Raw genomic sequence first — 22901 nt, 5'->3', positions numbered from 1 at the left:
CATATGAGAATATTATTTGTTGGGGATGTAGTAGGATCTCCTGGTAGAGGTATGATTCAACAATACGTACCGGCATTAAAGAAGAAATATACACCTACAGTAACCATTATTAATGGAGAAAATGCAGCAGGTGGACGTGGAATTACGGAAAAAATATATCGAAACTTTTTAGAATGCGGGGCACAAGCGGTTACACTTGGAAACCATGCTTGGGATAACCGTGAAGTATTTGAATTTATTGATGATGCAAAATATCTTGCAAGACCAGCTAATTTCCCAGAAGGAACTCCAGGAAAAGGGCTTATCTTTGTGAACTGTAATGGAACAGAAGTTGCAGTAATTAATTTACAAGGACGTACATTCCTTCCTCCGATCGATTGTCCATTCCGGAAAGTGGATGAGTTAATTAACATTGCGAAAAAACGTACGAATATTATCTTTGTTGATTTCCATGCGGAAACTACAAGTGAAAAACAAGCTTTAGGTTGGTATGTAGATGGTCGTGCTACAGCGGTAGTGGGTACACATACGCATGTTCCTACAGCAGATAATCGTATTTTACCAAGCGGAACGGCATATATTACAGATGTTGGTATGACAGGACCGTACGATGGAATTTTAGGTATGGACCGTGAAGCGGTATTGAAGAAGTTTTTAACAAACTTACCAGTACGATTTGAAGTAACAAATGGTAGAACACAATTAAGTGCAGTGCTAATTGATGTGGATCCTAATACAGGAAAAGCTAAGAAAATTCAGCGTATCTTAATTAATGATGATCAGCCATTTTTCGAGTGATTTTTAACTAAAATTTAGATAAGTTATTATTTTTTTATTTTTTAGGAAAATTACAGAAATTTAGCAGGAATACGCGTCATTCCTCGTGAATATAAGTTAAAGTGAAATAATTGCTAATACTTTTTAAAGAAACGAGGAGGAAACGCGGAATGGAAATATTAAAAGTTAAAGCAACGTCGGTCCCTAATTCTGTAGCTGGTGCACTTGCAGGTGTTATTCGCGAACGCGGAACAGCAGAAATTCAAGCCATTGGTGCAGGTGCATTGAACCAAGCGGTAAAGGCAGTAGCAATTGCAAGAGGATTTGTAGCGCCTAGTGGTTTGGACCTGATTTGTATCCCAGCGTTTACAGATATTATGATTGATGGGGAAGAACGTACAGCAATAAAATTAATTGTAGAACCTCGTTAAGCTTAAACAACCTGTTTGCAGTATGCAAACAGGTTGTTTTTATAATGGAGGAATGAAAATGAAAATTTTTGATGCTCATTGTGATGTACTCCTTCAGTTATGGAGTGCGCAGGGGAAAAGGGATTTTAAAAATGATCCGCAATTACATATTACATTTGAACAGTTAAAGAGAAGAAAAGGGAGTATACAATGTTTTGCTATATATGTGCCAGAAACGGTAGCGTATGAAAAGCGGTTTGAAGCGGCATTACAAATGATAGATATTTTTTATAATGAAATTTTGTCACTACCGGGTATGAAGTTAATTCAGACAAAAGCTGATATTAGCATGTTAAAACAGGACGAGATTGGAGCAATATTAACATTAGAAGGATGCGAAGCAATTGGAAAAGATGCAATGAGGTTACGGTTGTTATATCGCCTAGGAGTACGCTCTTTTGGATTAACATGGAATTATGCCAATCTATTAGCTGATGGTGCGCTAGAGACGCGTGGGGCGGGTTTAACGACTTTTGGTAAACATGTTGTACAAGAACTTAATACGTTGCATGCATGGGCTGATGTGTCCCATCTGAATGAGAGAAGCTTTTGGGATGTGATAGAAGTTGCAGAAAATCTGATTGCCTCCCACTCAAATTGTATGAAACTTTGTCAGCACCCACGTAATTTAAACGATGAACAACTTAAAGCTCTTATAAAGCAAAATAGCATAATCGGTGTCACTTTCGTACCACAGTTTTTAACAAGTGAAAAACAAGCGAATATTGCAGATATAGTAAGGCATATTGAATATATTTGTTCATTAGGTGGGGAGACCAATATAGGATTTGGTTCAGATTTTGATGGGATATTAGAAACGGTTGTAAATGTATCTGCGTATCGAGATTATGAAAATGTAATTAATGAGCTCTGTAAACACTATGCTGCATCTACTGTAGAGCGATTTTTATATGATAATTTTGTTGATCGAATAAGCTTTTAAGATTTTTGTTTTAAAAATCCAGAAAAATTAGAATTAATTCATTTGATATTATTGCTTTTTTTAAGACCTAATACTAGAATGAAAAACAAAATAGCTTTATACTAAAGATTCAGGGAAATCAGAAGAGGCATAATTTGCGTCCGTTGTAGTTTATTTGTATAAAAAATGCTAAACTATTACTGTAAAAAATACACTACAATGAATGCAGCCAAAAGGGGTGTAGGAGATGATTAGTCAACTTTCATGGAAAGTTGGAGGCCAACAAGGTGAAGGAATTGAAAGTACAGGAGAAATCTTCTGTATTGCATTAAACCGATTAGGATATTACCTATACGGTTACCGCCACTTCTCATCACGTATTAAAGGCGGCCATACAAATAATAAAATTCGTGTAAGTACAACAGAAGTACGCGCGATCTCAGATGATTTAGATATTTTAATTGCTTTTGATCAAGAAACAATTGATTTTAACTTCCACGAACTACGTCCAGGTGGAATTGTAGTTGCAGATGCGAAATTCAATCCAACGATACCTGATAATACAGATGTAAATCTATATGTGATACCGTTTACAGATATTGCTTCAGAATTAGGCACATCATTAATGAAAAACATGGTTGCTGTTGGGGCATCAAGTGCGGTATTAGGATTAGATGAAACAGCTTATTTAGATGTTGTTGAAGAGATCTTTGGTCGTAAAGGAGTGCAAGTCGTTCAAAAGAATATGGACGCGATTAAGCGCGGCTCTCAATATATGAAAGAGTTGCTAGGTGAGAAAGTAAACATGATGCAGCTTGAAAAAGCTGATGGTAAAAAACGCATGTTTATGATTGGGAACGATGCAATCGCATTTGGTGCGGTAGCTGGTGGTGCTCGCTTTATGTCTGCATATCCAATTACACCTGCATCTGAAATTATGGAATACTTAATTAAAAAATTGCCGAAAGTTGGCGGAACAGTAATCCAAACTGAGGATGAAATCGCAGCTTGTACAATGGCAATCGGTGCAAACTATGCTGGTGTTCGTACATTAACTGCATCTGCTGGTCCGGGCCTATCTTTAATGATGGAAGCGATCGGTTTAGCAGGTATTACAGAAACGCCATTAGTAATTGTTGATACACAACGTGGTGGTCCAAGTACAGGATTACCAACGAAACAAGAGCAGTCTGATTTAATGGCGATGATTTACGGTACGCACGGTGAAATTCCAAAAATCGTAATGGCGCCAAGTACTGTTGAAGAAGCTTTCTATGATATTGTAGAAGCGTTTAATTTATCTGAAGAATATCAAGTACCTGTTATTTTCTTAACAGATTTACAGCTTTCTTTAGGGAAACAAACGGTAGAACCACTTAAGTTAGATAAAGTGGAAATTCGTCGCGGTAAGCTTGATTTAGAAGCAGAATTACCAGAACGTGAAAATAAAGCATACTTCAAGCGTTATGAAGTAACAGAAGATGGCGTTTCACCACGTGTTTTACCTGGTATGAAAAATGGTGTTCACCATGTTACAGGTGTAGAGCATGATGAAACTGGTAAACCATCTGAATCCGCAATAAACCGTAAAGATCAAATGGACAAACGTTTCCGTAAAATGGAGAACTTGAAGTTTAATACCCCTGTTTATAAAAATGTTAAGCATGAAGAAGCAGACGTATTGCTTGTTGGATTTAACTCAACACGTGGTGCGATCGAAGAAGCAATGGAGCGCTTAGAACAAGAGGGTATGAAAGTAAACCATGCTCATGTGCGTTTAATTCACCCGTTCCCAACAGCTGAAATCGATCCACTTGTGAAAAATGCGAAGCGTGTTGTAGTGGTAGAAAACAATGCAACAGGTCAACTTGCTAACATTATGAAAATGAATCTTGGTAACGGTGAGAAAATTTCTAGTCTTTTAAAATATGATGGGAACCCATTCTTGCCGAAAGAGATTTACAACGAATGCAAAAAAGGGGTTGTATTAAATGGCAACATTTAAGGACTTTCGTAACAGTGTAAAACCAAACTGGTGCCCAGGTTGCGGAGACTTCTCGGTGCAAGCTGCAATTCAACGTGCGGCAGCTAACGTTGGCTTAAATCCAGATGAACTTGCTGTTATTTCTGGTATCGGCTGTTCTGGTCGTATTTCAGGTTATATTAATTCATATGGTGTGCATAGTATTCATGGTCGTGCCCTTCCAATTGCACAAGGTGTGAAAATGGCAAACCGTGATTTAACAGTTATCGCATCAGGCGGTGACGGTGATGGATTTGCGATCGGTATGGGACATACAATTCATTCTATTCGTCGTAACATTGACATTACGTATATCGTAATGGATAACCAAATTTACGGATTAACAAAAGGGCAAACTTCACCACGTAGTGAAGCTGGATTTAAAACGAAAAGTACACCACAAGGTTCAATTGAACCTTCACTAAATGTTATGGAAATGGCTTTAACAGCTGGTGCAACATTTGTGGCGCAAAGCTTTTCAAGTGATTTAAAAGAATTAACACAAATTATTGAAGCGGGTATTAACCATAAAGGATTTTCATTAATTAACGTATTTAGCCCATGTGTTACTTACAATAAAGTGAATACTTACGATTGGTTTAAAGAGAATTTAACAAAACTAAGTACAGTAGAGGGATATGATCCGTCTAATCGCATGATGGCTATGCAAACGTTAATGGAAAATAACGGATTAGTAACAGGTTTAATTTATCAAAATACAGCGCAACCTTCATACCAAGAACTTGTAAAAGGCTATAGTGAGAAGCCTTTAGTTCAATCTGATTTAAATATGGATCAGAAAATGTTTGATGAACTTGTTGCTGAATTTATGTAATGTAAGAAGAAAAGGTTGCCATGTGGCAACCTTTTTTTATGAGTAAATATAAGGTAGTTATATTTACTTAGAAAATTCAGAATGGTAAAATAATATATAAATCGTTGTATGAAAATGGAAAGTTCATTGCTAATAAAATGTAAGATAAGACAGCGCCAATTTTTTGTTAAAATTGGCGAAACGCTTCATACTATGGTAATGTTTATAGGGATAAAGCAATATGCTTTTTAGTAGGACAAAAAGAAATACGAAAAGGGAATGTCTATTTGTGTGGGGAAGACTTCATTCTTATAGATGATTAGATTGGTTACTCAAGTTTCAAAGGACAAGTTATCTCTCAAGCTATCTAACCATTTTTGGGGTGGGTCTAAGCGCATTAAAATGGACTATAGAGTGTGTATAGTTAAGGGTGAAAGGAGATTACCGATGAACGAGCAACAACGATTAGCAAGTCAACAAGCAAATTCCGCTACGAAAAAAGAAGAGAAAGATTATAGTAAATACTTTGAAAGTGTATACCAACCACCTTCCTTAAAAGACGCGAAAAAACGAGGAAAAGAAGAAGTTAAAATTGAACGGGATTTTGGCTTACCTGAAGAGTTTCGCAATTTTGGTACAGGAAGAAAGTTTTATATTCGTACATATGGTTGTCAAATGAATGAGCATGATACAGAAGTGATGGCTGGTATTTTCACTGCACTTGGATATGAACCAACTTTTTCAACTGAAGATGCAGATGTAGTATTATTGAATACTTGTGCCATTCGTGAAAATGCTGAAAATAAAGTGTTCGGTGAACTAGGTCATTTAAAGTCACTAAAACGAAGAAATCCGGACCTTTTAATTGGTGTATGTGGTTGTATGTCTCAAGAAGAATCTGTTGTAAATAAAATTATGCAAAAAAATCAGCATGTAGATATGGTGTTTGGAACACATAATATTCATAGATTACCGTACATTCTAAAAGATGCAATGTTCTCGAAGGAGACGGTAGTTGAAGTATGGTCAAAAGAAGGAGACGTAATTGAAAACCTTCCGAAAGTACGCCGTGGCGATATTAAAGCTTGGGTAAATATTATGTATGGCTGTGATAAGTTCTGTACATATTGTATCGTACCGTATACACGCGGAAAAGAGCGAAGCAGACGTCCAGAAGATATTATCCAAGAGATTCGTCATTTAGCTGCGAATGGTTATAAAGAAATTACGTTACTTGGACAGAACGTAAATGCATACGGTAAAGACTTTGAAGATATAGAATACGGTCTTGGCGATTTAATGGACGAACTCCGTAAAGTTGATATCGCTCGTATCCGTTTTACAACGAGCCATCCACGCGATTTCGATGATCACTTAATTGAAGTGCTTGGAAAAGGTGGAAACTTAGTGGAACATATTCACCTACCAGTTCAATCTGGAAGCACAGAGATGTTAAAAATTATGGCGCGTAAATATTCGCGTGAGCATTATTTAGAGCTTGTAAGAAAAATTAAAGAAGCAATTCCAAACGCGGTATTAACAACTGATATTATCGTCGGTTTCCCAAATGAAACAGACGAGCAATTTGAAGAAACGATGTCGTTATATCGTGAAGTAGGATTTGATACTGCCTTTACCTTTATTTATTCTCCGCGCGAAGGTACACCAGCTGCAAAAATGAAAGACAATGTACCGATGGATGTGAAGAAAGAACGTCTTCAACGTTTAAATGCATTAGTAAATAAATTGGCAATTGAAAAGAACAATCGTTACAAAGGTCAAATTGTAGAAGTGTTAGTTGATGGGGAAAGTAAAAATAACGCGGAAGTACTTGCAGGTTATACTCGTACGAATAAACTTGTAAACTTCGTTGCTCCAAAATCTTTAATTGGTCAGCTTGTGAAAGTAAAAGTAACGGACGCAAAAACTTGGTCTCTTAACGGAGAATTAGTTGAAGAGCCGATTGAGGTGGAATAATAGATGAAAGCATATACGAAAGATGAAATTGTTGAGCAAGCGAAAGAATTAGCAAAAATGATCTCTGAAACAGAAGAAGTTGATTTCTTTAAGAAAGCAGAGGCGCAAATTCATAAAAATGAAAATGTAAAGCGCGCAATTGATGAAATTAAAGCGCTACAAAAACAAGCAGTAAACTTGCAGCATTATGGGAAATGGGAAGCTTTGAAAAAAGTAGAAGCTGAAATTGATGCATTGCAAGATAAATTAGATAGTATCCCAGTTGTACAAGAATTTAAATCTTCACAAACATATGTAAATGATTTACTACAGCTAGTTGCAAGTACGATTTCTAACAACGTAACAGATGAAATATTAATTTCAACTAATGGCGATGTATTAAAGGGTGAAACGGGCGCAGCGGTAGAAAGTAAAAAAGGAAATTGTGGTTGTTAAAGAGATGTCGAATTGACATCTCTTTTTTTAGTGGATTAAACGTAAATTCTTCTCAAAAAAAGAATGACACATTCCGCTATTGTCACGCATATGATTAAGTGAATAGTGATTGAGGAGGGTTACGAATGTCCGAATTTAGAGAGATTATTACAAAAGCAGTGGTTGGAAAAGGACGTAAGTATACAAAGTCAACGCATACATGTGAATCGAATAATGAGCCAACGAGTATTTTAGGGTGCTGGGTAATTAACCACTCGTACGAAGCAAGAAAGAGTGGAAAACATGTGGAAATTGAAGGTTTCTATGATGTGAACACTTGGTATTCATTTGATGGTAATACAAAGACAGAAGTTGTAACAGAGCGTGTAAACTACACGGATGAAGTGAGCATTGGGTATCGTGATAAAAACTTTTCTGGTGATGATTTAGAAATTATTGCTCGTGTTATTCAGCCACCAAATTGTTTAGAAGCTCTTGTATCACCAAATGGTAATAAAATTGTTGTAACTGTAGAACGTGAATTTGTAACAGAAGTAGTTGGCGAAACGAAAATTTGTGTAAGTGTAAATCCTGAAGGTTGCGTAGAGTCAGACGATGCCTTCCAAATTGACGATGATGAGTTTGAAGAATTAGATCCGAACTTTATCGTTGATGCAGAAGAAGAGTAATAGAAAGCTAGGGAGAAGTTCTTCCTAGCTTTTTACTTTGCATAAGTGGTACTTGAATGAACATGATTCCTAATGAAATGTGCTATAATGAAGAAAGACTCCTGAAATAGGAGATATGGATGTCCGTGAAGTGTGACATATATGAATATAGATTATTATGTAAGAATTATGGAGGATAAGTATGACGCAATATACGCCTATGATACAGCAATATTTAAAAGTCAAGGCAGACTATCAAGATGCCTTTTTATTTTTCCGCTTAGGTGATTTTTATGAAATGTTCTTTGAGGATGCTGTTAAAGCAGCCCACGAACTTGAAATTACATTAACGAGCCGAGACGGTGGTAGTAGTGAACGTATACCGATGTGCGGTGTACCGTATCATGCGGCTAAAAACTATATTGAACAACTTGTTGAAAAAGGATATAAAGTAGCGGTTTGTGAGCAAGTAGAAGACCCGAAAACGGCTAAAGGTGTAGTGCGCCGTGAAGTCGTACAATTAATTACGCCAGGAACGATGATGGAAGGGCGTACGATTGATGAGAAAGAAAATAACTTCTTAGCCGCGTTAACACATTTTGAAGATGGATCATATGCATTAGCTTGTAATGATTTAACGACTGGACAAAATACAGTAACGTTATTGACTGGTTCAGTAGAAGATATTTTATTAGAAGTGTATGCAACTGGTTCGAAAGAAATTGTTGTAGATTCTTCCTTTTCTAAAGATGAACTAAACAAATTAACTGAAACGTTAAAAATGACGATTTCATATGAAGATGCAACAGCAATTCCTGAAGGATTAGAACACCTTGTGAAAAATGTTTCACAAGCAAAGTTAATTAAAGCAGTTGGACGCTTATTTAACTATGTAATAAGAACGCAAAAACGTTCATTAGATCATTTGCAACCAGTGGAAATTTACTATACGAATCAATTTATGAAAATTGATGTGCATTCTAAGCGAAATTTAGAGCTGACAGAAACACTTCGAACGAAAGAAAAAACAGGATCATTATTATGGCTATTAGATAAGACGAAAACCGCTATGGGTGGTCGTATGTTAAAACAGTGGATGGAACGTCCGCTTATACAGAAAGAGCGAATTGAAGAGCGTTTGGAAATGGTTGAAACATTTGTTAATGATTACTTCTTACGCGAAGATTTAAAAGAAAAGTTAAAAGAAGTATATGATTTAGAACGTTTAGCAGGGAAAGTTGCATTTGGTAATGTCAATGCACGGGACTTATTACAGTTAAGACGCTCGTTACTTCAAGTGCCAGCTATTTTAGAAGCGATTAGTTTGTTAGATAACGCGTATGCAGCGAGATTAATTCAAGGCGCAGATCCATGTGAGAGCTTAACAGAATTACTAGGAAGAAGTATTCAAGAAAACCCACCGCTTTCTATTAAAGATGGAGATATTATTAAAGACGGTTATAATGACAAGCTTGATCAATATCGTTACGTTAGTAAAAACGGAAAAACGTGGATTGCTGAGCTTGAAAAACGAGAGCGTGATATTACAGGAATTAAATCGTTAAAAATCGGATACAACCGTATTTTCGGTTACTACATTGAAGTAACGAAAGCGAACCTCACAGCATTACCAGAAGGCCGCTATGAGCGTAAACAAACGCTTGCTAATGCGGAGCGTTTCATTACAGATGAACTAAAAGAAAAAGAAACATTAATCTTAGAAGCAGAAGAAAAAATTGTACAACTAGAATATGATTTATTTACAGCACTTCGTGAAGAAGTAAAAGTATTTATTCCGAAATTACAGCATTTAGCGAAAGTAATTAGTGAATTAGACGTACTGCAAAGTTTTGCGACAGTTAGTGAAGAAGAACAGTTTGTAAAACCTGTACTAACAACAAAGCGCGAAATCTTTATTAAAGATGGTCGTCATCCTGTCGTAGAAAAAGTATTGAACGGGAAATTGTATGTACCGAATGATTGTATTATGCCAGAGAATATGGATGTCTTTTTAATTACAGGACCGAACATGTCTGGTAAAAGTACGTATATGAGACAATTAGCACTTGTAACTGTTATGTCGCAAATTGGTTGTTTCGTACCAGCAACAGAAGCAGTATTACCTGTATTTGATCAAATCTTTACGAGAATTGGTGCAGCAGATGATTTAATTTCAGGTCAAAGTACATTTATGGTCGAAATGTTAGAAGCGAAAAATGCCATTGCAAACGCATCAGAAAGAAGTTTAATTTTATTCGATGAAATTGGACGGGGTACATCTACGTATGATGGTATGGCACTTGCACAAGCAATCATTGAACATATTCACGACCAAATTGGTGCAAAAACGTTATTCTCTACACATTATCATGAATTGACGGTGCTAGAAGAAAGTTTAGATCAACTGAAGAATGTACACGTTTCAGCTATTGAAGAGAACGGAAAAGTAGTATTCCTTCATAAAATTCAAGACGGGGCAGCAGATAAAAGTTACGGGATTCACGTTGCGCAACTTGCGGAGCTTCCAGATAGCTTGATCGTTCGTGCGAAAGAAGTGTTAGCACAACTAGAAGGACAGGAAGAAATTATTATTCCAAAGCGTACAGAAGTGAAAGTACAAGAAGTTACTCCAGAGCCTGTAGTTGTAAAAGAAGAACCAGTAGAAATACAAGAGACGAAAGTAGAGACTGAAGAAGAATCACAACTATCATTCTTTGGTGGAGAACAGTCTTCGAAAAAACAAGACAAGCCAGTTTTAGATGCAAAAGAAACGGCAGTGCTGACGCAAATTAAAAAAATTGATTTACTCGATATGACACCTTTAGAAGCGATGAACGAACTGTATCGCTTGCAGAAAAAGTTAAAGAAAGGATGAGTAAGTAGATGGGGAAAATTCGCAAACTCGATGACCAACTCTCTAATTTAATTGCGGCAGGAGAAGTAGTAGAGCGCCCTGCCTCAGTCGTAAAAGAACTTGTGGAAAATTCTATCGATGCGAATAGTACATCTATTGAAATCCACTTAGAAGAAGCTGGTTTATCGAAAATTCGCATCATTGATAATGGGGATGGCATTGCAGAAGAAGATTGCATCGTCGCTTTTGAACGACATGCGACGAGCAAAATTAAAGATGAAAACGATCTGTTTCGCATAAGAACACTCGGTTTCCGCGGTGAGGCATTGCCGAGTATTGCCTCAGTTAGTGAATTAGAATTAATTACTAGCACAGGTGATGCACCTGGTACACACCTTATTATTAAAGGTGGAGACATTATAAAGCAGGAAAAAACAGCGAGCCGAAAAGGAACAGATATTACAGTACAAAACTTATTCTTTAATACACCAGCGCGTCTTAAATATATGAAAACTATTCATACAGAGCTTGGGAATATTACAGATATCGTGTATCGTATTGCAATGTCACATCCAGAAGTATCGTTAAAGCTGTTTCATAATGAAAAGAAATTGCTTCACACATCAGGAAATGGTGATGTAAGACAAGTACTTGCATCGATTTACAGTATTCAAGTTGCGAAGAAGCTTGTTCCAATTGAAGCTGAATCTCTAGATTTCACAATTAAAGGTTATGTAACATTACCAGAAGTAACGAGAGCATCTCGAAATTATATGTCAACGATTGTAAATGGTCGTTACGTTCGAAATTTCGTATTAATGAAAGCTATTCAGCAAGGATACCATACATTATTGCCAGTCGGACGATATCCAATCGGCTTCTTATCGATTGAAATGGATCCAATGCTTGTTGACGTTAATGTGCATCCTGCAAAATTAGAAGTTCGTTTTAGTAAAGAACAAGAATTGCTAAAGCTTATCGAAGAAACATTGCAAGCAGCATTTAAAAAAATACAGCTCATCCCAGATGCAGGTGTAACAACGAAGAAAAAAGAAAAAGATGAAAGTGTGCAAGAACAGTTTCAGTTTGAGCATGCGAAGCCGAAAGAGCCATCTATGCCGGAAATCATTTTACCGACAGGCATGGATGAAAAACGAGAAGAACCACTGGCTGTGAAACAGCCAGCACAACTGTGGCAACCGCCGAAGCAAGAATGGCAACCACCACAGTCGCTCGTAAGAGAAGAACAAAGTTGGCAACCATCTACTAAACCGATAATAGAAGAACCGATTCGAGAAGAGAAATCGTGGAACAGTAACGATGAAGACTTTGAATTAGAGGAATTGGAAGAAGAAGTTCAGGAAATAGAAGAGATCGAAATGAACGGTAATGACTTACCACCACTTTATCCAATTGGACAAATGCATGGAACATATATTTTCGCTCAAAATGATAAAGGCTTATATATGATTGACCAACATGCCGCGCAGGAACGTATTAATTATGAATACTTCCGTGATAAAGTAGGAAGAGTAGCACAAGAAGTACAAGAGCTACTTGTACCATACCGTATTGACTTATCTCTTACTGAATTTTTACGTGTCGAAGAGCAGCTAGAAGAACTAAAAAAAGTTGGACTATTTTTGGAGCAATTCGGCCATCAATCCTTTATCGTTCGCTCGCATCCAACTTGGTTCCCGAAAGGTCAAGAAACAGAAATTATCGACGAAATGATGGAACAAGTTGTCAAACTAAAAAAAGTGGATATTAAAAAACTACGTGAAGAAGCAGCCATCATGATGAGCTGTAAAGCGTCCATTAAAGCAAATCAATATTTAACGAACGATCAAATATTTGCTTTACTGGAAGAACTACGTACAACAACAAATCCATACACATGCCCGCACGGAAGACCGATTCTTGTGCATCATTCTACTTATGAGCTGGAGAAGATGTTTAAGAGGGTTATGTAGGGATGCTGTGCGAAGGGAAAAATTAATTAGACTGGGGAAAAATTAACTAGACTGGGGAAAAATTAACTAGACTAGAGGAAAATTGATAAACATGAAGATTTTTTTGATATTATTTCAATAAAATTATGAAGCGGTTATGTGAAAAGGGGCAATAGTAACAAGTTGCCCTTTTTTATTTTATATGTATGTCTAAAGATACTTATTTGACGGAACTATTGAAATGTTTCTCGATTAGTAACTCTCTTGCTAAAAGTGCTGATGTTTCTAATGAGATTGCTTGCTCTGGTTTAAATTAATAAATAAGAATACCAATTAAACCTGTCGAAGAAAAAGCGTAATCTAATAAGAAATTATCTTATGATTGTTTCACAGTTGTATACTTGAAATAAATTTGTATTTACATACCCACCTATTTGTTTATCAAGACACATAAGTGGATATTTTTTAGTAATTAATATGTACAAATCACTTGGTGAATCCTGATCTAAACTAAAATGATATCTATTATTTTCATATATATATTGTGAGAATATTTGTTCGTTGGTACAATTGTGTTAGAAAAAATTAACTATTTTTCCAACAGGGGGCATTGCATGAGATCTACAGCCGACGTAATCCTTAACATATTCGAGGAAAAGTTACCAGAAATATATAAGACAAATAAGGTCAGACAATCCCAAGTTCAAATGGCTTTAGATATAGCGGAATTTCTTGATACAGATAAGAAAATGATGAGCACCTGTAGGAACAGGGAAATCATTGGCAGCGTTAGTACCGACCCTAGTATATAGAAAATATAACCTCTTACATAGCCGGAATATAATGTACGTCACAGCTACTATTAATCTACAGGGGCAATTAGAAAACGAGGAAATCCCACTATTAAGAAAATTAGGGTTCACCCAAAAAACTATAACCGCAAAGGGAATGTCACACTATTATTGCCATAGTAGGGCTAAACAGATGAATAAAAACGGTATGGATACTGTTAAATCTCGCAAATTCAAGAACATTGTACAGCATTTTTTCAATGGTAGTAAAACCGGACAAAGAAGTGAGCTAGCTAGTAAATTTGACTTTGAAATTGATCATGATATATGGAAACAAATCAATATGGAGTCTAGTTCACTTTGTAGAAATTGCAAGTTTGCATATAACTGTTCAACAAGAAAGCACCGTAATAATTTTAAATCCTCGGATAACCAATTAGTAATAACTAATCATGGACAACTAATTCAATCCCTATTAAACGATTTAGACTCTGATACAGCACATGAGTCAACATTGAAGACTGATATAGGAGTTATCATCATTGATGAGGCCCATGAATTTCAAGAAGCATTTATGAAAATAATCGAAAAAAGGATTAACATTCCTCAATTAAAATCAATAACTAATACGATTAAACGAAAAAATGAAAAATGGAAAAACTCAGTACAAAAGCTATTAAATTGGATACATAAAGTAAAAAAAGAACATCCAGAAATTGATAACGGAAATTTTAAACTTGATCCTAGCGCTATAGAAATATTTAATAATCTAAAAGATATACTTCATGCAAATTTACTTGTGTATAAAGATAATAGAGGACAAGAGCTGGAGGACCTATTACGCATTATAGATTTGTTTGTAAAAGAAAATAAATATACAACGTGGTTTAATTTAGAAGATAATGGGTTTTATGCCATAACAAATCATTTTAAAAAAGAGTTTAGACAACTTTTAAAGTACATGCAATCCAAGAATAAAATTATATTCATGTCTGGAACGTTAACCGTAGATTCAGATTTCTCATTTATAGAAAATAAATGGGGGATCAAACCGAATGAAGCTATTACTAAAAGCTTCAAAAGCCCCTTTGATTATAAAAATCAGGCCATAATATATATTCCAAAGGGTTTAGATCACCCAGTATCAAAAACATTCACCCAAACGGCATCTAAGCCTATTAAAGACCTACTTAATTTAACTGGTGGCCGAACACTTCTCTTAAATACCTCAAATAAGCAAAAAAATGAGTTTTATAGAGAGATACGAAATGAACTACAGGGGAAAGAAATTCCTGTATATAATCAAGGTGAGAATAGTACTGAAGTCTTAACACAGCTTTTTAAAGAGAATGAAACCAGCGTTTTAGTTGGCACTGGGAGTTATTTTTCAGGATTTTCAGTATCTGGTATGGCATTGACTTCAGTTATCCTTAATAAATTACCGTTTACATCCAAAGATGATCCTATAATAGATTTAATGAGCCAGGGGCTGTCTTACGAGGATAAAAATAATTTAGTTATAAACCCTATGATGGCAAACAAGTTAAATCAAGCAGTAGGTAGATTAATTAGAAATATTAATGATTATGGAATTATTACTATACTAGACTGTAGAATATTTCAATCACGATACTATGATAAGTATGGTCGATACGTTCAGAATTTGTTACGTAATCAAGGATATAGATTGACTAGCGAGTGGGAAGATGTCCGATCTTTTTATACCACAAAGTTATTAAATGGGGCTGCTGCAGAGTATATAGATTATGACAGAAGTTTATTAAGCATCGGACCAATGATAAAACAGAGCAGTAATAGAATAATAAAGGCTCATAAAAAAGCAATTAATCGTTCCAACACCCAAAAGAAAGCACGAGTCTCCCAGAATATAAATATTAATACTTCAAAAAGAAAAACAAATAAGAAAAAGGCGTCAAGATTAAAGGAACCTAATAATATAAAGAGTACCTCTACAATTGAACGAATAACTCTAAAACCTATGATTAAATCAACTGATAGGATGGAACAAGAACAAAAATTATACCTAAAATTTATATGTGCAAACTACAATATAATTATAAACAATAACGATTCTGTAGAAGATATATTTTCCAGATTGTGTCACGATCTACTTGTAATGAATCAATCACCGGAAAAATTGTTGGACAAATTTCCATATAGGGATAGTAAAGAGAAAAGCACATTTAAGCAATACCTATCAATTAAAACAAGTACTAATTCTAACAAAGAAGATAAAATAATAATTAAACAACAAAGGGCATTTTTGAGAAAAATAGCGGCAAGTGAAGAGGTCCCTTATATATATAAATCGGATGTCACAGAATCGTATAAGAAACTTTATCGCGAGTTAGTTCAACGATGGAAAGATACCAACAACTTAAAAAATCATTTTCCTTATAAAGATGAAGCTCAACATAACGAATTATACAGTTTTCATGAAGGGACAAAAAAAATAGAACTGCCTCTATGTACAGATTGGGGCTGCAGTGGTAAATGTAGTACAGAAGAACACAAGCGAATAGAAACGTATTTTATTAATAAATACGTTGCAACAACAGTCGTGTTCACAGATTCAAAGCGTATTAATATTACACCATCAAATATTCTAGAAAAAGAAGACTTTCGTCCAAAGAGCTTTCAATAAATAGTATTAAAATAACTCTCTCAATTACAGATTGGGGGAGTAAACTATAGTGACACGAACAAAAATTTAAGATTACACCTATTTTTGAGGAAGTATTTCCATACGCTGAAACTCTAAAAAGTACCTGGTTATTTCCTTCTCGAAAAGGTGATAAACCCATTAGTAAAATGTAAGCCTATCGACAGTTACAAAACGCCGGGGATTTTGCCAGTGTAGAATCTTTAGGCACTCATACAATGCGTAAAACGTTTGGGTATTGGTTTTACAAGCAATTGCTATGCTACAAGAAATATTGAATCATAATACACCACAAATTACACTAAGATACATTGGTATTAATAAAGAAGAAAAAGATAATATACATGATACATTTCGCATCTAATTTAACATGGTAAAATAATATTCGGATGAGAATCCAATACATATTATTACAATTTGGGAAAATCAATTAATTGAAAAATCTTTTATAGAAGCAAAGTTGTTAGAAAATGATGTTTATACTCATATTAAAACGTTAAAAACATACCGAAATTTATGTGCTCATCCTGTATTAAATTCAATGGATATTTTGTACAGACCAAATAAAGAACAAGCAGAATCATTAATAAAAAATATGCTAGAAGGGTTATTAACTAAACACCCTCTATTCACAAAAAATGTATTCGTTCCATTTATGGTCGAGATAGAAAGAATACAACATGATTTATCAAATCAGGAGCGCTTAGAAACCTATATAGAATCTAAATTTTTCGTTCACTTTAATAAAGAACTAACCGAATATATCTTTAAGAATCTTTGGAAAATTGTTTTTAAAAATGATGGGAAACGAGAAAATGATAATCGAAACATTAACTACAAGGTATTGCTAATTATATATAAAAAGTACAATGAAATTTTATTTAACTATATAAAAAAGAACCCAGATTATTTCAGTGACTTTTTGGATAAAGAAACTATCCTATCCAAGTTGTTTGATTTCCTATCACGATATCCTGAAATTTATTCTTTATTCAGAAATCACACACAAGAAATATTAAATAAGCGTGCGTCTAAAAAAACAGCTGGTTTATTAGAAGTGTTTTTGTTTCCGGATCTTTAAAGGATCACTTTAACGCAATTGAATCTAAAATTCATGGTCCTGGGAGTTATTATAACCAACCTTATATTCATCGTTACTACCTAAGAAGTGAAGATGTAGAAATTCTAAATGAATTAGCGAAAAAAGAAGACGTATTAAGTGAGTTTTATGATTTTATGATTAGTCATTATTATCATAGTGGGTCATTTAATAATGCAGTTCATACTTTTGAAATCTGTATAAAACCTTTCTACGAAGAATTTAATAAAGAACAATTCGAAACTTTATTACAAGAAGCAAACAGTAATCCACAATGCTATGAAGGGATGTTTGGAAATAGAAATAAAATCTTGCTTCCAACCGCTAAGAAAGTAATGTCTAACACAAATATAGAAGAGATTTATAAAAACATATTCTAATTTCATTTTTATAGGAATTTCTTAAAATAAATGTAGCAGTGATTATGTTGCTACATTTATTTTAAAACGACAGTTGCGTTAGGACATAAGAATACCAATGAAAATAGTTGTTATTGCAAAATAATTCATCAAAATCATTTAATTTTGAATACAACATAATTTGAAATGAATCAAAAATCCTCAACGTGTTTTTTCGGTTGTCTGGTGGTACGCCTTCTATAAGTTCTTCCAAAAGTCATTGTACATTTATAAATTAACCATTCATCAATTGTAGAAGTTAAAGCCGTTTTAATCTCTTCTTTTGTTGGAGTTTTTGCTGGTGCAGGCTTTTTAGTTGCACCATTTCTGCACAAAATGCCAGATCCATCTCTAGAATTTATGTATTGAGTAAATTCATTTAATTCCTTTAAAGAATTAAATAAATTTTCTGGTAGTCCTTTTTTATTTGTATTAAGTTTACTTGTTCCTAAACCTAAATCTGAAAGGATATTTTCAAAAATCTTATATGTATTTACTAATAGGTAAATAAATTGTTCTTCAGCAAGTGTTAATAAGATTATAACTTCTCTTACAATTGGTTCATCAATAATTAACTGTAGATAATCTTTGTATCTATTTGGTTCCGAATTCTTGTCCCTTTTCTCTAACTTGGAAAGTACACCTTCATCAAATGGATATGACAATTCTTCTAATATGATATCAAGGTCTTCTGAATAACTTTCATCTCTGATATTAAATCCGTTATCAAAGTAAAGTGTTGTTGCAGCTACAATCATATCTTTATCTAGTACCAACCGTAATCCATTGACCAACCGTAATAATGCTACATTCTTATCTATTTATCTATACTTATATTTTTTATAATTTATTATGAAATATATATTGATTTAAAGTTGATAAATTAAAGTGACGAATCCGCTACTTTTTTATTTTGAATAGAAAAAAGGAACCTGTAATGGCTCCTTTTCACAATGCTATCTTGTACTTATTGATTTTTCGCTTAACATCCATAAAAGCTAGGAATGCTGCAATAGCACAAAGACCTTTAAACCAAAGGAACTCGTAAGAAAATAGTCCACCAAAGAAAGCGACCGAGTGTACAAAACAAGTAATACCAAATAACCAAAGCATGAACTTTAATTCCTTTGAGGAATACTTATAGTTTTTAAATCTTTCCCACATTTGTATCAACTCCTATTGTCCTGATGTTCTGTAGTTTTTCTTGATAATATCTCGCATATTTAAGACAAAGAATAGAAGGAAAACCAAGGCTATGATACCGTTAACCCAGTAGTATGTATGTCCTGTTGTGAATCCAGTATAGAAAGAAAGGGAATTCCAAACAAAAAGGATTGTTGAACAGATAGTAGAGATCAATAATGAACTATAACTTCTCATGATTTTCACCTCGATTCAAATTTTTAGAACTTTTTATATAATTATACATTTAAATACAATAATTCACAAAATGAATTACCATGAAGAGGAGTTAGACAAATTACTTCATATATTAACAAACAGCCTTATAAAAGAACGTGAATTCGTTTATAATAAGAATTCACGTTCTTTTATTTTAGGGAGGAATCACAATTTATGACTATTCAATCCTACCGAATAGGATCATCTTATGTGTTGATTTACGGAGTTTTTCCGCTTTAGTAAGCTACATCAAAATGGGATTAGACCAAATGCATACAAAATTAGCTGTAGTAGGTGATGTAAATAGAAATAGTTCAATAGTTCTTTTCATCTACAATTTCAACACTCATTGAACTAAACCATATATGACCAGTACCTTTTAAAGACACTCCTACTGATAATGTTTCTATATTTTTTGGTATATCTAAAATCACACGATATTCTTCCCACGAATTTGTCGTACTTATGGGATCAGAATGTATATGATAAACCTCCCAAAGATCATTTCCCTGCTGCTCAGCCCTAATCCATAAACCAGCATATTCTTTAACTGCCTTTGTCATTATCATTCCTGAAAATTTAACCCTTTCACCTAAATATAAATTTTCATCCAAAAAATGAAAAACCGCAGCATAGCCTTCTTTATCTTCTAGAGAATACAAATTTTTCGAAACGTCGTTTGAATATTTCATATTAACATCATTGTATAAAATATAATTACCTGGATTCCGTCCACCTAATATCCATTCTGTTACTTTACTAGTCTTCATTATAATACCACCTTCTAATTCGTTAAATTTCATTATTCAATCAATCTATTCTAATTTTAATTATACTAATCAATCCTCTGTTATTTTTGATAATTTTTGCTAAATCCCATCATAGCCCCAAAATAAGTGCTTCTCTTATATTAAATGGAGAGGAACTAACAGATGTAATACTTCATTTGAGGAAAAAGAAAACAAACATGGAAATTAAACTGCGTAACAAAGTAGCATTTTAATTTTTAACGAAATAACTTTCAGGAGGATCTTATTGGTGAATCCAACGCACAATCGTTGTATGAGCAATGGATAAGTCCCGTTCCTCCACCATTTCGACTAAATCACGAAAACTGTGGTTGTACTGCAGGGATCATCTTACCGTTGATAAGATAACATCAGGTTGATAATGCTTCCACTTGAATACATGTTCTTCTTCCATACCAATCACACCTTTTTCAGAGTAATAGGATCCGTATATCAAAGCTTTAGAGATTACGTACACGTATATTAAAGTTTTTGTATCAGAACCCTCTAAATAGTAAAGATAAGTTCTTAATATAATATTTTAATTAGCATTTCATTTATTGTTTTATTTGTATTTTCTGAAAAAACATTGAAAAAATTGTAAAAAGAAAATATAATCTGTTTGAGGGGTCATTAATAAACATAATATTACATTTTTGTTCAAAAAAAGAAGGGGGCAATATGAGAAACTTAAAAGAAAACATGGTAGGTCTAAGTATGGAAAGCTTAAGGTATCAGAAATGGAGAGAATTTATGGGAGGATCAAAAACTAGGGATACATGAGTACATACTAAAAAAGCTTATTATAATAAGATATATAAAATAATTTATTAAAAAGAGTTATTTTGCAAAAAATAACAATAGGAGGAAAAATGAATATTTTCAAAAAATATTTTCTGAGTATAATTAGTATTATATTACTAGTTAGTTTTGTGCCAAATAACATCGAAGCAAAAGAAAGGGAATATTACTCTGTCCTTATAAAAGATAATGCAGACTTTAATGCTATTGTAAATAAGTTGAACAAAGATGATCAAAAAGTTATTTATTCTATACCAGAAGTTAAGTTAATTCAAATTGAGGGAGAAAAGGCTAAGGTCATATCTACTATTGGTTCGGAGAGTATTGAGGAGATTAATCAATCTAATGAAGGGATTAAAACATACACCGCCAACATTAATGATGAAAAAATATTAGGTAATGAATCTATATGGGATACACAATGGGATATGAGAAGAATTACCCATAATGGAGAGAGTTATAAACTTCACTCCCCATCAGGTAAGGTATCTGTAGCTCTTATCGATTCGGGTTACCCAGAAAATCATCCGGATTTTAAAAGTATTTCCATGGGAAAATCTAAAAATCTTGTACCAAAGGGTGGGTACAAAGGAAACGAGCCAGCGGAAACAGGAAATATAGATCAATTAACAGATTTAACAGGGCATGGAACCAGTGTTCTAAGTCAGATAAATGCTGATGGATTAATGAAAGGGGTAGCACCCGGCATACCTGTTAATATGTATAGAGTATTTGGAAAGGGTTCAGCAGATACAACTTGGATAATTAAAGGAATTATTGAGGCTGTAAAAGACGAAAATGATGTTATTAATATAAGTGCAGGCTCATATCTATTGAAAAACGGAAAATATTCTGATGGTAGTGATAATAATAGTGCCGAAATTAAAGCTTATAAAAAAGCTATTAATTATGCAAATAAAAAAGGAAGTATTGTTGTTAGTGCTTTAGGAAATGATTCAATAAATGTAAATAACAATAGCGAACTGTTAGGTTTTTTGAATAATCAAATAAAAGATAAAGGAAGAACAGCAATTGGAACAGTAGAAGATATACCTGCTCAGTTAGCTAATGTTATTTCTGTTGCTTCAACAGGACCGGATAAAGAAATTTCTTCATATTCAAATTATGGAAAGAATACAATAGATTTTACTGCCCCTGGTGGTGATATTAAGTTGTTAAATAAATTTGGTGCAGATGTATGGATGAGAGATGAAATGTTCAAAAAAGAAGCTATCCTTGTTGCACATCCTCAGGGAGGATACTATTATAACTTTGGTAATTCATTAGCAACACCTAAAGTGTCGGGTGCTTTAGCGCTAGTGATAGATAAGTATGGATATAAAAATAAGCCGAACAAAGCTATTGGTCATTTAAGGAGAAATAGTAATGCAGAAAATGAAATAGATTTGTATAAAGCACTTCAAGAATAATATATTTATAAAATATTATATTAATAAAGCCTGTAATGTTAATTTCGCACAAGTAACTCTCTTGCTGCTATCTAGTTGTACCCTCGTGTTAAAGGATGGTTTTTCGTCTCATAGGGAGCTATTAAGCTAACAAAAGCAGACAACTAAAAATGAGAAAATGAACATCTTTCGATTGAAAGTATGCAATATTCTGGTTCTGGTGCAAAGATAAAATAAAAGAGAATATAACTTATATATTTCTAGTGGAATTCTATTTTATGCTGTAGGGTCAAACAATCGATGAATGAATTTTTTCTGCTTGTGAACAGGCTGATAATGTTTTCACTTGAATAAATGTTTCTCTTCCATACCAATCGCACATTTTCTAGAGTAATAGGATCAATATATCCAAGCTTTAGAGATTACTTACACGTATATTAAAGTTTTTGCATCAGTCCCCTTTTTTCTTTAGTCATAGAAACACTCCTTTAGACAAAGGTATCCAAAAGGGGAAAGCTTCGCGACTTTTTTAAATCAACACTAGGTTTATCTTGATAGAATTCTTTTAAATAACAACATAAAACAAGATCGTAAGCGTTATGAAGAAGCAATAATCTTGTTTTATGTTGTTTTATTATATTTTTATATAAAGAAATAAAA

Annotated in this window: 18 protein-coding genes and 3 pseudogenes; 16 read left to right on the top strand and 5 right to left on the bottom strand. The window is 33.9% G+C overall.

Annotated elements, in window-relative coordinates; genetic code table 11:
* Positions 1–3 precede the first annotated feature (3 nt).
* The 14 genes and pseudogenes from AAG068_RS18660 to AAG068_RS18595 all read left to right on the top strand — a co-directional run bounded on the left by AAG068_RS18660 (position 4) and on the right by AAG068_RS18595 (position 17824).
* Positions 4–798, top strand: coding sequence for a TIGR00282 family metallophosphoesterase (locus AAG068_RS18660; protein WP_144614469.1), 795 nt, complete (start codon positions 4–6; stop codon positions 796–798).
* A 149-nt stretch (positions 799–947) separates the two neighbouring features.
* Entirely contained in the window at positions 948–1208 is a 261-nt protein-coding gene (spoVS, locus tag AAG068_RS18655; RefSeq protein WP_000404341.1) for a stage V sporulation protein SpoVS, read from the top strand.
* Positions 1209–1230: 22 nt separating this feature from the next.
* Positions 1231–2190 carry a dipeptidase gene (locus AAG068_RS18650; RefSeq protein WP_342715419.1) on the top strand — a complete coding sequence of 320 codons (960 nt, stop codon included), beginning with the start codon at positions 1231–1233 and terminating at the stop codon, positions 2188–2190.
* Between the two features lie 226 nt (positions 2191–2416).
* Positions 2417–4174, top strand: coding sequence for a 2-oxoacid:acceptor oxidoreductase subunit alpha (locus tag AAG068_RS18645; protein WP_342715418.1), 1758 nt, complete (start codon positions 2417–2419; stop codon positions 4172–4174).
* The gene (locus AAG068_RS18640) at positions 4161–5027 is read left to right on the top strand and encodes a 2-oxoacid:ferredoxin oxidoreductase subunit beta (RefSeq protein ID WP_000190154.1); all 867 of its coding nucleotides are present in this window, start codon (positions 4161–4163) and stop codon (positions 5025–5027) included. The genes AAG068_RS18645 and AAG068_RS18640 overlap by 14 nt, the downstream gene beginning before the upstream one ends.
* Before the next feature lie 426 nt (positions 5028–5453).
* Positions 5454–6983 (top strand): tRNA (N6-isopentenyl adenosine(37)-C2)-methylthiotransferase MiaB, encoded by a 1530-nt coding sequence (miaB, locus tag AAG068_RS18635; RefSeq protein WP_342715417.1) that lies wholly within the window; start codon positions 5454–5456, stop codon positions 6981–6983.
* 3 nt (positions 6984–6986) lie between these two features.
* Positions 6987–7418, top strand: a complete 432-nt coding sequence (locus AAG068_RS18630; RefSeq protein ID WP_060631942.1) for a RicAFT regulatory complex protein RicA family protein — start codon at positions 6987–6989, stop codon at positions 7416–7418.
* A gap of 125 nt (positions 7419–7543) precedes the next feature.
* On the top strand, positions 7544–8086 hold the full coding sequence (cotE, locus tag AAG068_RS18625) for an outer spore coat protein CotE (RefSeq protein WP_098670298.1): 543 nt from the start codon (positions 7544–7546) through the stop codon (positions 8084–8086).
* 181 nt (positions 8087–8267) lie between these two features.
* Positions 8268–10940, top strand: coding sequence for a DNA mismatch repair protein MutS (gene mutS, locus AAG068_RS18620; RefSeq protein ID WP_342715416.1), 2673 nt, complete (start codon positions 8268–8270; stop codon positions 10938–10940).
* A gap of 8 nt (positions 10941–10948) precedes the next feature.
* Positions 10949–12892 carry a DNA mismatch repair endonuclease MutL gene (mutL, locus tag AAG068_RS18615; protein ID WP_342715415.1) on the top strand — a complete coding sequence of 648 codons (1944 nt, stop codon included), beginning with the start codon at positions 10949–10951 and terminating at the stop codon, positions 12890–12892.
* Positions 12893–13651: 759 nt separating this feature from the next.
* Entirely contained in the window at positions 13652–16327 is a 2676-nt protein-coding gene (locus tag AAG068_RS18610) for an ATP-dependent DNA helicase (RefSeq protein ID WP_342715414.1), read from the top strand.
* Between the two features lie 71 nt (positions 16328–16398).
* Positions 16399–16709, top strand: a pseudogene (locus tag AAG068_RS18605) (tyrosine-type recombinase/integrase); the annotation flags it as partial.
* A gap of 96 nt (positions 16710–16805) precedes the next feature.
* Positions 16806–17426: a hypothetical protein gene (locus AAG068_RS18600; protein ID WP_342715413.1), complete on the top strand. Its 621-nt coding sequence runs from the start codon at positions 16806–16808 to the stop codon at positions 17424–17426.
* 155 nt (positions 17427–17581) lie between these two features.
* A complete protein-coding gene (locus AAG068_RS18595; protein WP_342715412.1) occupies positions 17582–17824 on the top strand; it encodes a hypothetical protein in 243 nt (80 codons plus the stop codon).
* 170 nt (positions 17825–17994) lie between these two features.
* Here AAG068_RS18595 and AAG068_RS18590 read toward each other — a convergent pair whose 3' ends face one another.
* The 3 genes from AAG068_RS18590 to AAG068_RS18580 form a co-directional block, all read right to left on the bottom strand.
* The gene (locus AAG068_RS18590) at positions 17995–18636 is read right to left on the bottom strand and encodes a hypothetical protein (RefSeq protein ID WP_342715411.1); all 642 of its coding nucleotides are present in this window, start codon (positions 18634–18636) and stop codon (positions 17995–17997) included.
* A 154-nt stretch (positions 18637–18790) separates the two neighbouring features.
* Positions 18791–19006 (bottom strand): hypothetical protein, encoded by a 216-nt coding sequence (locus tag AAG068_RS18585; protein ID WP_342715410.1) that lies wholly within the window; start codon positions 19004–19006, stop codon positions 18791–18793.
* A gap of 12 nt (positions 19007–19018) precedes the next feature.
* A complete protein-coding gene (locus tag AAG068_RS18580; protein ID WP_342715409.1) occupies positions 19019–19222 on the bottom strand; it encodes a hypothetical protein in 204 nt (67 codons plus the stop codon).
* Between the two features lie 191 nt (positions 19223–19413).
* Here AAG068_RS18580 and AAG068_RS18575 point away from each other — a divergent pair.
* Positions 19414–19569, top strand: a pseudogene (locus tag AAG068_RS18575) (DNA repair protein); the annotation flags it as partial.
* On the opposite strand, the gene AAG068_RS18570 reads toward AAG068_RS18575, so the two are convergent.
* Both AAG068_RS18570 and AAG068_RS18565 read right to left on the bottom strand, forming a co-directional pair.
* Entirely contained in the window at positions 19558–20013 is a 456-nt protein-coding gene (locus AAG068_RS18570) for an AraC family transcriptional regulator (protein WP_342715408.1), read from the bottom strand. The pseudogene AAG068_RS18575 and the gene AAG068_RS18570 sit on opposite strands and share 12 nt — an antisense overlap.
* A gap of 265 nt (positions 20014–20278) precedes the next feature.
* Positions 20279–20446, bottom strand: a pseudogene (locus AAG068_RS18565) (IS6 family transposase); the annotation flags it as partial.
* 457 nt (positions 20447–20903) lie between these two features.
* Between AAG068_RS18565 and AAG068_RS18560 the strand changes: the two are divergent.
* Positions 20904–22262, top strand: coding sequence for a S8 family peptidase (locus tag AAG068_RS18560; protein WP_342715407.1), 1359 nt, complete (start codon positions 20904–20906; stop codon positions 22260–22262).
* The last annotated feature ends 639 nt before the right edge of the window (positions 22263–22901 follow it).

The organism is Bacillus paramycoides (assembly GCF_038971285.1).
Lineage (GTDB): Bacteria > Bacillota > Bacilli > Bacillales > Bacillaceae_G > Bacillus_A.
Note: the sequence above shows the minus strand (reverse complement) of the source record. Positions and strands in the feature narration are given on the sequence as shown.